Genomic DNA, 14,581 nt, shown 5'->3' with positions numbered 1-14,581 from the left:
TGATTGCTTCAACTATCAGTTTAAACCTTAATTAAGATTTATTTAATAGATTAATTAAAGTTTGTTTCAGTTTCGGATCGCTAGGGCGGGGTGCATCCACATTGATGATGTTCCCGTTTCTGTCGAACAACAAGAATCTTGGGATTGCATTGATGTTATACCCTTTGGCAATGGTTGATTGATGCCATCCGCCGGCGAATAATTGAACACCCTCCAATTCATGATCGACAATAAACTTCTTCCATTTTTCTTTGTCTTTCTCTTCATCCACTGAAACGCCCATGAAAACAACATCTTTGCCATGAAACTCTTGTTCTACTGCTTTCAAATAAGGGATTTCTTTATTACACGGACCACACCAGGTTGCCCAAACATCAACCAAAACAATTTTACCCTTGAAATCTGATAGTGAAATTTCTTTGCCAGAAGCATCCCAGCCATTAAAATTGATAGCCGCTGTGCCAGGTTTAAATTTCTGCAATGATGCTTCAATGTTCTTCAATCGTTCTTTTTGGTCATTAGAAAGAAAGTACTTGTTATAAGTAGTGTATAACTCCTGATAATTGGTATATGATTTTACAGCAGCCATTTTGCTCAACACAAATTCTCCTTTCAAAACATCATTAGGAATTTCAGGTACTCGCTTTTCCCAATCGCTATTGTAATAATCTTGACTCTTAAATGCTATCAAACTTCTCAACAAAGTGGTTCCGTAAGGAAATTTTAACAGCTCTTCATTCTGCAAATACTTGTCTGCATTAAAGTTCTTCGCATAAGCATTATAGTCGTTCGGATTTGGCTTTGATGCACGTGGGGTAATTAAGAAGGCCATCGTAAAATAAGCCAGGTCATAATCTATGGTGCTTTTCATTAATTGATCAAAATCGGCATTTCCGCTTTCTTTCCCATCCATCCAATTTTGTGATTTATCAACCAGATTTTGTAATTCAGGGAAGAAACCTTGCATTCTTCTTCCACTACGACTAAAATAAACTGATCTGCGTTCAACCATGCAAGCCAGCTTATACCAATCAGCCAACACTTGATTTTCTTTGGTATTGGAACCTGTAAGTACATAGGTCGTGTCATTCAGCTCAAGATTGATCTTATCATTACCTTTTGCATAGATCTTGTATTTATCAAGAATTTCATATTTATCTCCATAACCAATGGCATAATAACCTTTATATTCAGGTTGAAACTTAAAGGTAAATGCCCCGTTTGCAGTTGGAAGTTCCTTAGCGATTTCTTCAATTCGACCGTAAACAACTTTAAACAGCCTTACAGGCTCCGGATTTGATTTTTTGGATACTCCGTTAATTTCCGTGTATTGCGCTTTTGCAGAAAAAACCGCACTCAAAATGAAGGCAAAAAATGCATAGTATTTTTTCATGTTTATAGATTTAATAATTCAGTGAGATAAACTTTTAATAAAGGGTTAGACGGACGCTTGCTACAGTTGTTATTCACCATTTTGCCATTTTTATCAAAAATCACAAAACGCGGGATTCCAGATCTGCCGATTTTTCGAAGAATGGATCTTTATTGGCCATGATGAGTTGATGCTAAGGGCCTGGGTAGTAAACATCCATCCATAAGTGATTAAAAGCACTTGTTTAAGTGTTTTTTTTCATTGTTAGATTTTAATTTCTGACATAAATAATGGCAGCAAGGTTAAAGCCGCCATTATTTATGTTGATTTAGGAAATTAAGGTTCGCACTTGCTACATACTCCAGCCAGGATTGGCCTTTGCAATTTCAGCAGTTATTCTACCTGTGCTCGAAAACTTATCTGTGAGGAAGAGTAAATAGCGGATATCAACACAGATTACCTTGTGAAGATCCTTTTCAAAATTAAATTCTCTGGTCATCGATTCCCAATTGCAGTCGAACACTAATCCAATTATTTTGCCATCGGCATTCAACATCGGGCTACCAGAGTTTCCACCCGTAACATCTCCGTTTGTTACAAAACAAACCGGCATATCTCCCTTAGTTCCGTAGCGGCCAAAGTCTTTGTTTTGCCAGATGGTCTGCAATTTTTTGTTTAAATAATAGTCCTTGTTAGCAGTATCGGCTGCTTTGGCGATTAACCCACTAAATGTGCTTTGATAGGGAATGGTTTTTCCATCCACCTGAAGGTCAGAAATGGTTCCGTATGAAAGACGGATCGTTTTATCGGCATCAGGATAATAACTCCCACCTTTATACTCAGCAAGACTGTTGTAATAAGATTCACCGATTCTATAAATCTTGCGTGCATTGGATTCAGCTATTCGGAATATTTCTTTGTCTTTTTTATCAATTGACTCTGCCAATTGAACCAATGGATCATTTTCAAGTGAAACCGATGGATTCCTTAGCCAATTCTGCAGTTTTGCCGAATCGGCAAAAACAGAGGTTTTGAATACCTCATCTATATACTGATCGACTTGCTCAGTGGTATTAAGATTTTTTAAAGCAACTATTTCTGGCTGAAGATCTGCGGGCAAGCTGTCTTTAATAAGTTTCAGCATTGCTTTCGCAACCCTCTTGTCCAGATTCATATTAATTTTAGTGTAATAAAAACGGGTGTTCGTAGAGAGATTCTTATAAATCTCGGGATTGTTTTTTACGTTTTGAGGATAAGTATAAAACGCCTTCCCGAATGCCTTAAGGAATTGCGTTAATTCACAAGCCTGCCCAAAGCTTTCAAAGTAATAGGTTTGAGCCCTTTTGAACTTGGCATTGCCTTCAATAGCTGTTTTCAGATCTTGCAAGATAGTTGAGTAGCGCGCCTTTTTAGCTTCATCCTGCATTACCCAATTCATCCAGCCTTTCTCGAAAGCTTCTTTTTTAGCAAGGATGTTGAGTTTATTCACCCAAAAATTCATCCCTACCGCATTTTTATAATAGTTGGCAGAGGTAGCGTACTTTTCGGCATATAGCTGTTTAATTGCACCACTCTTCGCCATTTCATCTTCTAAAATAGATTGTCTGAGTTTGCGTACGGCAATCAATGGGGGGTTCAATACCTGGGTTTTCTGCCAAATCTGCGAGGAGGTTGCGTTCCGATCCGACATGCCCGAATAGCCCATAGACATTGCAAAATCATCTTTTTTATACCCCTCTTTTGATATATGCAGGTAGTTTTTTACAACCAGGGGCACATTCGTTTTTGAATAAGCTGCCGGTGCTCCATTTTTATCTGCATATATCCTAAAAAATGCAAAATCAGCGCTGTGTCTTGGCCACATCCAGTTATCGGTTTCACCGCCAAACTTTGTCACGTTTTTAGGAGCTACTCCCACAAAGCGTACGTCGCTGTATTGTAGTTGGATAAAAAGTACAAACAAGCTGTTATTCTTATAAGGCTTGATTAAAATCTTGTATTTTGGATACTGTTGCTGATACTTTTGGGAAACCGCTTCCATTGCCTTTCGCACGTTACCAGCTTCTGAAGTGCTATTTTGAAGTTGTGCTTTTACTTCATCAGAAATATCCAGTATCTTCTTATTGACGGTAATAATTAAATCGTTAACGCGAAGCTCTTGTTCTTCCGTTTTGGCCCAATAACCATTTTGAAAAATATCATTAGTAGGGGAGACGTACTGCTGAATGGCGCTGTAAGCACAATGGTAATTGGTGAGAATTAATCCTGAACCTGAAATAATAGATCCGGTGCATCCTGAGCCAAATCCAACCACTGATTCGCTCAATGCTCCATCTTCGCCTGTTATTTTTTCAATTGGGATATTTAATCCCATTGCCTTCATTTCTTTGGCATTGTTCTTTTTCAATAAGGCCAATAGCCACATTCCTTCGTCGGCGCGTGCCTGACCAATGAAAGACAATAACAGAACGGTGAGCAATGACCATTTTATAATGGTTTTTTTATACATATTTATTGTTTTATTGTGTGGTTTTTAATGGAGAATGAAAACCTTCTATTCATCAATTATAACGGAAATGAATGTCTCTTAACTTGACACCCTGAGCGAAGTCGAAAAGGCTGTAACTTCAACAGACGGATATTTCAACTCCGCTCAACATGATAAAATGGTTGATTTAGATCGAATTGCGGATAATCCTTGACGATTATCCTTTAGCTTTTTGAATAAAAATTGATTCCAGCACTTTGTCAAGCGCTTCACCTCTTACACCTTTGGTAATAATTTTTCCGTTAGGATCAATGATCCAAATAGCAGGGATGCCATCAATACCGTATGCCTTTGCAACCGGCGATTTTAAACCTCCTATCAAATCAGATGCATTATTCCATACCAAACCATCTTTCTCCAATGCATTTTTCCAGGCATCTAATTGATGATCCAATGAGAACGAAATAACCTCTAATCCTAAAGGATGATATTTTTCATACATTTCTTTCGTGTGCACATTTTCTGCGCGACAAGGCACACACCATGATGCCCAGAAATCAAGCATTACGTATTTTCCACGGAAAGAAGAAAGGGTGATTTTTGACTTCCCGTCCGGCTGAAAAACAGTAAAGTCGGGAGCTATTACACCCGGAGCTGATTTGCGCAATACTTCAGCACGATGTTTCATTGCGATGTAATACGGATGTTTAGAAAAGTAGGGAGTAAAGTTTTTTAGAATAGCATCGATTTCATCATGCTTCATCATCATCATTGGAATTTTAGCTAAATACAATGAAACGATCGAATTTGAGCACTTCTTAATCAATGAATCAGTGTAAGCCTTTTTTTCAATGTCCATTTTTTTAAAGAAAGCAACCCTCTCTTCTTGAGTGTACTTTTGACGGTTCATCATCACTTCATTGCTCTTTTTAGTTTGGCTTTGCGTGAACCTTTGATAGGCCATCCAACGATCATTTTCAGGAGTTCCATTTATTTCACAAGCGTAAAGTTTAGTTTTATCGCCAATGAGGCCAACTCGACCCTTTTCAGCAATAAAGGATACTCCCGCCCGAACCCCTTCAATACGCAATTCAAATAGCTCTTCACTTATTTTAGCAGGCAACGAAATTGAAAATTCACCAGAGGCTTTAATAGTTCCTTGTTGTAAGGTGTCACTTGGTCCGTGATCGCCATTGTTGCGCACCACAAATATTTTTGATTCTTTATCTAAGCCAGTGATTTTGCCGCTAACAATACAATCTTTTTTTTGAGCGAAGCCTTGCAAACTCAAAAGCGAGAGACCAAGAGCTGTAAGAACCCACTTAGTTTTATTGATTTTCATTTATACGTTGAAATTTTAAGGTTTAAAAAGAGGGGAGAAGCAAAATGGAATTCACCGGAATTGAGACCGATGAATTCCATTAGGTTTAAATTAGTTAAGTGATTTGTAATCCATGGATACAATTTTGCCAAAGCCTGGATATGCTTTAACTGTTGTACCAAAGGTGCCAGTAGCAGGGTCTACATCAATTTGTAAAATAGTTCCTGCCTGTGTGGTCGCATTGTAAAGTGCTATATATAATAGCTTACCATCGCTTGCATGAGCTGCTGTTTGGTTTGGTATCTTGAATAACTTTATACCTGTAATCACATTTCCTGGATAATTGGCTAAAATATCATACTTAAGCGTTGATACTTTAGTGCCAGTAGTTGCATATGGATACTGGTATATTTTGGAATCGGTAGCATAGAACATTAATGTACTCTTGTTTCCGAATGCAAAATATTTTGCATTATTCATTTCTGTCGCTGTAGAGAGGTCAATACGAGTAACTGCTCTGGCTCCATCATCACTTCTATCTAGTTTAAGACCAAACAATTCCCTTGTATTTGGGTTGCCTGGGGTTTGCATAATAGAATACCACGTTCTGTATCCAACACCAGTAGCTATCTCATAGCCATTTTCTGCATATACCATTTCCTTACCAACATTTCTAGCATCGAATACAGCAGGTGTTACAGGAGCCAGGAACTCTTTAATTTCTCTAGACGTATTGACATAAAGGAATCGCTTATTCTTTGTGTCATAGAATGCACCCAAATAAGAGTTTGTATTTGTAGCAACGTATGGGGCTGCCACAAAATCCAATTCTTTATCATCGCTACCTTTTCCAAAGCACTTTATTCCAAATTGATTCCAAACGCCCGGCACAGGTTGAGGAATGGTATAAACATCTCCTTTGTTAATTAACAGCTCATTAACTCCGTTACGATCATATGTTTGGAATTGAACATCGCTGGTAGGAATCCTATTCATAAACATATCAGAATAATTAACCTTGATGCGCAAATCAGCTGAACTCAGGCGATAGCCTCCAATATTGGTTTTGGTAAAAATACCAACACAGTTTTGTGGAGCAGAGAATATTCCGGCAGCATCTTGCAATTTTGATCCATTGGTTTTAGAATAAACGTTGTTTTCTATGGAGTCAGTACCTGTTGTCACCACATATTTCTCTGGCTTGCTGATATCAGCATTAGAAATCTTTTCATTAACGATAATGCTTACATCGCTACTATTGCCATTACTATGTAAAACCATCCATCCCGGCATAGCAAACGGAAGTATCTTAATGTTTTTGTTAATCATTTGGGTAATGCCGCCATTGGTTTTGTCTTTTACATATAAAACCAGCGCATAGTCTCCAGATGGCTCCACAAACTTATAAGAAAGATTTTTGGTGGTTGCCAATTGTTTGTCAATATAAGTTCCAGTAGTTGGATCAGGAGTATACATCGATTTAACCAAGCGCCATTCATATTCTAAATTGGCATTGTTTACACCTGTAACATTTGAAGGAGTAATATTGACCACTTCATTTTGTTTAAAAGAATACCTTGGCAGGAAAGCTGCAGTATCAACAAAATTAGTATTCAACTTATTATAATTATAATTACCCTCGTCTTTTGCGCATCCTACAGCAAAAAGTCCCAAGGCAATTAAAGCTGAGAAGTATATATTTTTTTTCATCTAATTTTTGAGATTAAGTAATAATTATCCAATCAACCATTTCCACTTACACCTAAGAAAATACTGAATGAAACTTCACCATTCTCATCCGTTAATTTAGGGTTATTTGAATTATATCGAACTAATGCTTCTCTGGCAACTGCATTATAATAAGCTATTGCGACTAAATTTGAAGGGTCAGGAAGCTCTGTAAGGTTGCAGGATTTCAGAATAAAAGCATACTTGGTTTCTGAGAATACACCAAATGCCGCTTTATAATTCGAATTTGGAAGATCCCATGCATCAGGTTTTAAAAATTTATCGCCCCAAATAAAAACAGCTTTATTATAGCGGGTATATCCAATTTTGAAATCTTTACTTTCCTGCACTTCTAATTGAAGACGAACAGATTTGTTTTGCAAACCTGATTTATAAATCACAATAGGGATGCGTGCTTTAAATGCATTCGCTGGTAATACCTTGCTTTGAATCTTAAAGTTTACTCCTTCAACTGCAGTTGATAGGGCGGTATTTACTTTAATGCCAATTTCACGGTCGTAAGGAGCTGCATTGCCCATGATGCAGGCATTGAACCAAAGTGTATCGGTCTCAATCGCATTCGGGTGAGCCGGAAAGGAATAAATAAGAGAATCACGCAAAGCAACACTTCCGCTTCCCGGGATTTGAAAAAACATTCGAGGATCATTCTCATAGTCTGCTATATCTTTATTGCAGGCACTTAGAAAAAAGCCCAATGAAAGAACTAAAGAACATACTTTAACTAATGCTTTCATTTTATAATTTTTAAGTTTAACAATGTGTAGTCGTCTCATTATTTGTTGAATTCTACTTCAGAATCAGGCAAAGGAAGAATCGTTTTCGTGTCGGTTAAAGAATTTCCATTTGGAAAATTTGTCTTAGTTCTTTTGCAATACGCGAACAGTTGTCCTTCTCCTTGAAATTCTTTTCTATACTCTTTTAAGATTTCTGCCTGAATTTGAGTAGCGGTTAATGTACCAGCAAGCTGCGTTGTAATACCTCTCTTACCTCTTACCTCATTTAAGAAGTTAATAGCAGCTTGATTATCAACTCCTATGTTGCATTCAGCTGCAATGTAGTTCATCTCAGATCGACGAAGCAATGGGAGCATATTTCTGTACGCATTATTATAGTTATCAGGCTGATAGAATTTAGTAGTTATATAATTAGTAGTACCTGTTACCTGCTTTGAAACATATTGAAAGCGATAATCCGAGGCTCCAACTGTACTTATTTCAAACATTGATTCATAACCAGATTTTGATTTGTAAAGCTGATTGATAGCAAATGCCGAATAGTACCAAGTATTACCAATTGTTTTTAAATCAAATACGTTCAGTGCAAAGAGGTTTTCAGTTGAGAATGTGTAATCTTTATCCTTTTCTGTACTGATACTTATATTGTCTGATTTAATCCACGGAAAAATCAGGTTACCAGCATTCATTACTTCCATAGCATTAGCTAAAGCATTTGCTTTATCGTTTTTCCATAGGCATGCTCTTGCGGCAATCGCTTTTACTGCAAAATAATTTAAGCGCTGATGACGATTGTTTAAGAAAGCATCCTCAGATAGTTTTAGGCCTTTTTTAATTGGGTCAACGCTCAAATTGGTGGCTGCATTTTGCAAATCGTTCAGAATGAAATCAATAACCTGATTTCCAGTAGAGCGAGGCACAACGTGATCACCAAGTGTTGTTACATAAGGAATTGCCGTTTTTGTTAAATCAGTTGATGCAAAAAGGCGTAACAGATCCAAATGAATGAAGGCACGCATAGCTAAGGCTTCACCTTTGATAATTTGATAGTTGTTTCCTGTGAAAATAGCTTTGTCATTATCGATATGATCTAAGATATTATTCACATTGGCTATCACACCGTACATCCCTATCCAGATGTTATCTACAATTGGACGAACAGTTGTTCCGGTATAGGTATAATTAAAGGAACTGAAATTATTGTAAGGAGTGTTACTGAAAAGATCATATTGGCCTGCTGCAGCATCCATCATTCCGAAAGTAAGCTCACGGCCATAAAGCGATTGTGATTTCATTAAAGCATAACATCCGATCAATGCATCTTTATATCCCTGTTCGGTTTTCAATAATTCATCTGATTTGATTTTTGTACGCGGTTGTACATCCATCCATTTTTCACAAGAAGTGGCAAAAAGCAATATGAAAAGTGCCAATATGCCTGCTGATATTCTATTTCTCATTTCAAATTCTTTTTGGTTTATATAAGTGTCCATTAAAAATTAGCATTAACTGTAAATGAACAGTAACGTGCAAATGGATAAGCAGTTCCCCTTTCAGTTTGTACTGTGCTGAATGTTTGTACATCGTTGAGGTTAAGCATTAACGACAGGCTTTCCAGTTTTAACTTTTTCACGAACTCAAATTTGTAAAAGTCATATCCAAGATTAATTGACGAAAGGTTCAATTCACTTAAATTTTGTACAAAGCGAGAAGTAGGCTGGGTAATTGTATTTGCAACACCTATGTTTCTAAACAAAACATCATCACCCGGATTTTTCCAGCTATTGTAGTAAGCTCGTTTGTCAACGTTATTGTTTAGCGATGCATTTTCTACTTTATCAACGAGGGTTTGGTTGTATAGCTGCCCCCCCATTCTGTACCGGCCAATAATACCTGCGCTAAACCCTTTGTATTGAAAATTGGCGCCTATATTACCTTGAAGTTTAGGTTGGCTATTACCTACCACAACTTTGTCATTAACATCCCATACATCAGTAAGAGTACCATCTTTTTTCACGAAGATTTCCTTTCCGGTAGCAGGATCAATCCCATTTGAAGGAACCGCCCAGATTGCATCTAGAGATTGACCTTCCTGGAATCTTGTAAAGAGTTTATTACTGGTTGCGGATAGTTTATCTTGTGAACTTGTAAGGCTCTGCAACGAATTAGAAATTTTTTCAATCTTGTTGGTGTTAGATGCACCTGCTACAAAGACATTAAGCATCTGTCTATTGGTTGGATTAACCAACATTTTGTAATTCAGCTTAAATTCTAAACCGGTATTTACAATTTGACCAAGGTTGGCCTTATAGGTATTAAAACCAAGAGACGGAGGAGTTGTGATATCTGTAATAAGATTATTGGTAATGCCTTTATATACATCTAAACGCATACTTAAACGCTTCAAAATTTCCGCATCAAGACCAACGTTATAGTCTAAACGCTGTTGCCATTTTAAATCGTTATTAGGCAGACCGAGAAGATTTGTACCAAACAATCCTTGATAAGGGTTATCAACATTGTAAGTATATAATAACATTGCTTGGTATGCACTGAAATTTTGTGATCCTGTATAACCCATTGAACCTCTTAGTTTCAAAAGATTGATGTATTTATTGTCTGCAAGAAAACTCTCTTTGTGAATGTTCCATCCTGCGCCGGCTGACCAGAATGCCCCCCAACGATTATTAGAGCCATATAGAGAAGAAGTGCTATAACGAATAGATGCGTCAGCAAAATATTTATTATCAAAAGAGTAATTAGCTGTAGCTAAAGTACCTAATTCTCTGGCGATTGATTCACTACCTGTTGGTTTACTGTTTACAGCATATTGTTTGGCAAAAATGATATTATCCAATTTGTCATTAGGAAGACCCACTGCAGAATATAGATAATTTTCAGATTTGTCCTCGCGGATTGTTGTACCAATATTGGTAAAGAGAGAATGACGGCCCCATTCCTTTGAATAGTTCATATTTAAGTCACTGCTAACAGAAGACGCCTTTCCATTACCCTTGTCATACGATCCCCTTAAAGTTATATCGTCAGTAGTAGAGCCCATGTACTTGGTATGACTAGCAGGATAAAATACTTCTGAACCATTTACAGTATTAGTGAACCCAAAACGACCTGTTACCTTTATATTATCATTCGCTTTCCACTCCAGATAAGTGTTGTTAGTAATATCAGTATAGTCTGAAGTATTTGTTGTATTTATAGTAGCGTTATACATAGGATTGTAAACACTTCCAGATAAAATCGGACCAATACCTAAGAATCTACGAACGGTGCCGTCCTCATTGTATGGTCTCCAGTAAGGGTTCAATTTAGCATATTCATCGAAATTGCCGTATGGAGAATTAGCTGAATTTACTTTGCTAAGCTGAAACTGGTTTCTGAACATTACACCATTGTAACGATAAGAAAGTGAGAAAGCTCCTCCCAAATTCTTTCTGTCACTTCCCTTCATCACACCTTGGGTGTTGCTTGTAAAGAAAGAAAATCCAGTACTTAAGCGTTCATCGCCGGCTTCTAAAGAAAACGCATGCTTGTTGGTTACACCCATCTGTGTAGGTTGCGCTAACCAGTCGGTATTAACACCGCTTTGAACTTCTTTTAGGTTCGCATAGTACAAACTGTCGTATGGTAAACTTGTAATAGGCTGAGCTCTGTTGTAAGCTCCTAATTGTTTTTCCAGGTTTAATTTTTCAGAGGCATTCGCCATGTTATAACTGCTGAAATCAGGAGCTTCAATTCCTAAACTTCCGTTGTAGTTAAGTCTTAATTGGCCGGGCTTAACTTTTACCGTTTCAATAACGATAACACCGTTTGCAGCTCTTGAACCATATATAGCCTTGGCTGAAGCGTCTTTTAAAATGGTTACAGATTCAATTCTTGTCAGTGGAAGATCTGATACTTTTTCTATAGTCATTTCAAAACCATCCACAATAAATAGTGGTTGATTAGGTTTGGTAGCATATTCTCCTTTCAAATCAGGGAATGAAGATGAACCTCTGACCTGCATATCTGGCAACTTGTTAGGGTCCGAACCATTCACAAAGTTGTCTGAAATATTTAAGGAAGGTTCAAGATTTTTCAAGCTTTGAAAAATATTCTGCGTTCCTGCTCTTTGTAATTCCTGTTTGGTGATTTTTGTAGCGGCACCGGTAAAGCTTTCAGCTCTACGAGTATAAGGAATACCAGTTACTACAACTTCTTTAATGCTAGCAGTGTTCGACTTTAATGTAATTTTAAAAGAGGTCTTACCTTCACCAACCGATATTCTTTGAGGGGTCATACCCAAATAGCTGATGATAATGGTAGAATTTTCCGCAACATTCAATTGAAACTGACCTTTTTCATTGGTAGTGGTTCCGTTGTTAGTAGTGCCGTATTCAGAAACACTAGCCTTAAATAAAGGAAGATTATCCTCATCGGAAACTACACCAGTTACTAATATTTTTTTACGGGCAACCGAAGTTTTAGCATCAGATTTAGGTCCGATAATTATTGAGTTATTTTGAACTGTATAATTTAAGTTAGAACCTGCAAGAATTTGATCTAACACCTTTTCAAAGGGCTGATCTTTAACATTCAGGGTAACTTTTGGTAAAGCATTTACTTCTTCGTGGTTATAAACCACAAAGCCCTTCACTTGCTTTTTGAGCGCATCAATTGCAGCTGAAGCCGGTACATTTTTAACCTTTAGGCTTACTTTCTGCGCTGACTGCGCCATCACATTCATAGAAAATGCTAAAAACAGAAAAGCGGTGATTCCTTTTTTTCTGAAAATGCCTTTCAAATTGTTTTTTATGGGTATAATTCTTTTGTAATTATTTTTCATTTAGATTGGAATTGGGTTGAGATAATACAATAAATCATAAGCCTCTCAGTTATGATTTATGAAAACTTACCATGGGGTGATGTCTGAAGCATCGCCCTTTTGTTTACTTTTAGTCTGCTTTTTCTACAATAATGCTCCTTTCTTTTATGGTGAACTTAAGTTGTGAAGTTTTTTGAATGATAGTTAAAACATCCTTTATGGATTCTTTTTTGTCGGCACTACCCGAGAAATGCCACTTTTTAATGTCTTCGTCTTTTATTTGAATGTCATAATCGTACAAACGACCGATCGTTTCCATTAAATCGTCCATTGTTTCGTTTTCAAAAGTGATTACGCCATCTTTCCAGGAAACAAAAGGATAAACATCCACCTCTTGCTTCTCCAGGCTTCCGTTTAAACGGTTAAAATTTGATTGCTGTCCGGGAGTTAATTCCAGGTGTTTACTTGTTTCTGTGCTCACTTTAACTTTTCCTTCCACAAGCGTAGTTTGAATATTGTCAGCATACGTATTCATATTAAAGGATGTACCCAGTACCTGAACATTCATTTTTCCATTGTGCACAACAAATGGTTTTTTCGGATTTTTGCTAACCTTAAAATAAGCTTCTCCGCTTTCCAGATAAACTTCGCGAGTAGCTGTCTTATTAATGTTTACCTGGTATTTAATTCTGGTATCGGCGTTTATCCATATCTGCGTACTGTCTTCAAGAACTAGTTTATAATCCGACCCTCTTGGAACAACCAGTGTGTTAAATACTGGCTCATCGGCAGTAGCTGTTTTGGCATTGGTATAATCAAGCGTACTGTTTTGATTGAAGATCTGTAAACCGTTAAGTCCTTTCGCTTGTTTGGCGGCCTGAAGATCTACGGTTGAACCATCCTGAAGAATTAGCATTACTTTATTCTTCTGTTGTTTTTTTTCAGTTAGTTGAACAACAGATGTTTCTTTGTTGAAAATGTAAAATCTTGCACCAATCATTAATGGTATGCCTAAAATTGCTGCATACTTTAATAGTGACTTCAATGAGATTAACCGACCCGTTTTAAGTCTTTTTTGCAATTGTTTCCAGTCGGCTTGGGAATTAATTTTGTTTGAATATTTAGCATATAATGCTGCATTTTCAATCAATGCTTTTTCTTTTTTCAGGATTTCCTGATCACTGTTTTGGAACAACTGATCTTGGAATGATTCCTCCTCAAGAAAATTATGTATCCATTTTTTGCTGTTCATTTGGTAGTGCTACTTGTTTTTGTATTTATTAAGTAGCACTTGGTAGGAAAAGGGGTGATTGTTTTTTTAATAAAAATGAAAATAAATTTTCCTAATTGCCCTTTTTGAGAAATAATATTAGGGCAATGAGTGTTTTTGCGAAGAGTTCAGTGCGAAGAGTTGCGTATGCTTTTTTTATTTGGGTTTTTACCGTGTTTACCGAAATGCCATTGATTTCGGCAATTTCAGCATAAGTAAGCCCTTCAACATTGCTCATTAAAAAAATCTTACGTCGTTCAGTCGGTAAATTTTTTAATGCAGTATTAAGCTTGGTATAGGTTTCAGTTTTCAGGTTTTCATCCTCAATCAATCCAAAGGGGTCAAATGCTGTCTCGGGCAAATTATCTGATTGGTAAATAATTTTCCCCTTTTGCCTTTTTAGATAGGTGATACAGGTAAATTTAATGGAGCGAACCGCATAAGCTTCGAAAGAAGTTCTAAGTTGAATTTGTTCCTGTTTGTTCAATAGGTACACAAAGAATTCTTGGACAAGATCTTTTGCAAGATCTAAGTCATCAACATAGCGAACTGCTACCATGCACAAATTCTTATAATTTGCATGGAACAGATCCTCTATTTGATCCTTTGTAATGATTTGAATTTCAGACATAATCACAGCTTACCTTTCTAGGTGCCTAATTTGATTTTTATAAGTTTTAAAAACAATGGATTATGCAATGATTATTCTGTATTAATCAACTGTGTCTTTTTGAATGAAAGTAGGGAGTAATTACTCTTGAGGAAATAAATAAGATGTTAGTTTAAAAGTAAAGACATGTTTTTTTAGTTAATAAATTAATAATA

At 36.8% G+C, this 14,581-nt stretch carries 9 protein-coding genes; all 9 read right to left on the bottom strand.

Annotation, left to right across the window (positions count from 1 at the left end; translation table 11 throughout):
- Positions 1-31: 31 nt before the first annotated feature.
- A complete protein-coding gene (locus FN756_RS00095; protein WP_142600427.1) occupies positions 32-1,393 on the bottom strand; it encodes a TlpA family protein disulfide reductase in 1,362 nt (453 codons plus the stop codon).
- A gap of 331 nt (positions 1,394-1,724) precedes the next feature.
- Positions 1,725-3,881, bottom strand: a complete 2,157-nt coding sequence (locus tag FN756_RS00090) for a S46 family peptidase (protein ID WP_142600425.1) — start codon at positions 3,879-3,881, stop codon at positions 1,725-1,727.
- A gap of 196 nt (positions 3,882-4,077) precedes the next feature.
- Positions 4,078-5,202, bottom strand: a complete 1,125-nt coding sequence (locus tag FN756_RS00085) for a TlpA disulfide reductase family protein (RefSeq protein ID WP_142600424.1) — start codon at positions 5,200-5,202, stop codon at positions 4,078-4,080.
- 90 nt (positions 5,203-5,292) lie between these two features.
- The gene (locus FN756_RS00080) at positions 5,293-6,891 is read right to left on the bottom strand and encodes a PKD-like family lipoprotein (protein WP_142600422.1); all 1,599 of its coding nucleotides are present in this window, start codon (positions 6,889-6,891) and stop codon (positions 5,293-5,295) included.
- 32 nt (positions 6,892-6,923) lie between these two features.
- On the bottom strand, positions 6,924-7,664 hold the full coding sequence (locus tag FN756_RS00075) for a DUF4843 domain-containing protein (RefSeq protein ID WP_185955136.1): 741 nt from the start codon (positions 7,662-7,664) through the stop codon (positions 6,924-6,926).
- 38 nt (positions 7,665-7,702) lie between these two features.
- Positions 7,703-9,124, bottom strand: a complete 1,422-nt coding sequence (locus FN756_RS00070; RefSeq protein WP_185955135.1) for a RagB/SusD family nutrient uptake outer membrane protein — start codon at positions 9,122-9,124, stop codon at positions 7,703-7,705.
- A 32-nt stretch (positions 9,125-9,156) separates the two neighbouring features.
- Complete coding sequence (locus tag FN756_RS00065; protein WP_142600417.1) at positions 9,157-12,507, bottom strand: SusC/RagA family TonB-linked outer membrane protein; 3,351 nt, start codon at positions 12,505-12,507, stop codon at positions 9,157-9,159.
- Positions 12,508-12,616: 109 nt separating this feature from the next.
- Positions 12,617-13,738, bottom strand: a complete 1,122-nt coding sequence (locus FN756_RS00060; RefSeq protein WP_142600416.1) for a FecR family protein — start codon at positions 13,736-13,738, stop codon at positions 12,617-12,619.
- A gap of 91 nt (positions 13,739-13,829) precedes the next feature.
- Positions 13,830-14,387, bottom strand: a complete 558-nt coding sequence (locus FN756_RS00055; protein ID WP_142600415.1) for an RNA polymerase sigma factor — start codon at positions 14,385-14,387, stop codon at positions 13,830-13,832.
- Positions 14,388-14,581 lie beyond the last annotated feature (194 nt).

The sequence above is a fragment of the Solitalea koreensis genome, assembly GCF_900182575.1.
Lineage (GTDB): Bacteria > Bacteroidota > Bacteroidia > Sphingobacteriales > Sphingobacteriaceae > Solitalea > Solitalea koreensis.
Note: the sequence above shows the minus strand (reverse complement) of the source record. Positions and strands in the feature narration are given on the sequence as shown.

What these genes read in the sequence shown, in the direction of transcription:
- FN756_RS00095 (WP_142600427.1), bottom strand. Translation starts at nt 1,393, where the DNA reads ATGAAAAAATACTATGCATTTTTTGCCTTCATTTTGAGTGCGGTTTTT.
- FN756_RS00090 (WP_142600425.1), bottom strand. Translation starts at nt 3,881, where the DNA reads ATGTATAAAAAAACCATTATAAAATGGTCATTGCTCACCGTTCTGTTA.
- FN756_RS00085 (WP_142600424.1), bottom strand. Translation starts at nt 5,202, where the DNA reads ATGAAAATCAATAAAACTAAGTGGGTTCTTACAGCTCTTGGTCTCTCG.
- FN756_RS00080 (WP_142600422.1), bottom strand. Translation starts at nt 6,891, where the DNA reads ATGAAAAAAAATATATACTTCTCAGCTTTAATTGCCTTGGGACTTTTT.
- FN756_RS00075 (WP_185955136.1), bottom strand. Translation starts at nt 7,664, where the DNA reads ATGAAAGCATTAGTTAAAGTATGTTCTTTAGTTCTTTCATTGGGCTTT.
- FN756_RS00070 (WP_185955135.1), bottom strand. Translation starts at nt 9,124, where the DNA reads ATGAGAAATAGAATATCAGCAGGCATATTGGCACTTTTCATATTGCTT.
- FN756_RS00065 (WP_142600417.1), bottom strand. Translation starts at nt 12,507, where the DNA reads ATGAAAAATAATTACAAAAGAATTATACCCATAAAAAACAATTTGAAA.
- FN756_RS00060 (WP_142600416.1), bottom strand. Translation starts at nt 13,738, where the DNA reads ATGAACAGCAAAAAATGGATACATAATTTTCTTGAGGAGGAATCATTC.
- FN756_RS00055 (WP_142600415.1), bottom strand. Translation starts at nt 14,387, where the DNA reads ATGTCTGAAATTCAAATCATTACAAAGGATCAAATAGAGGATCTGTTC.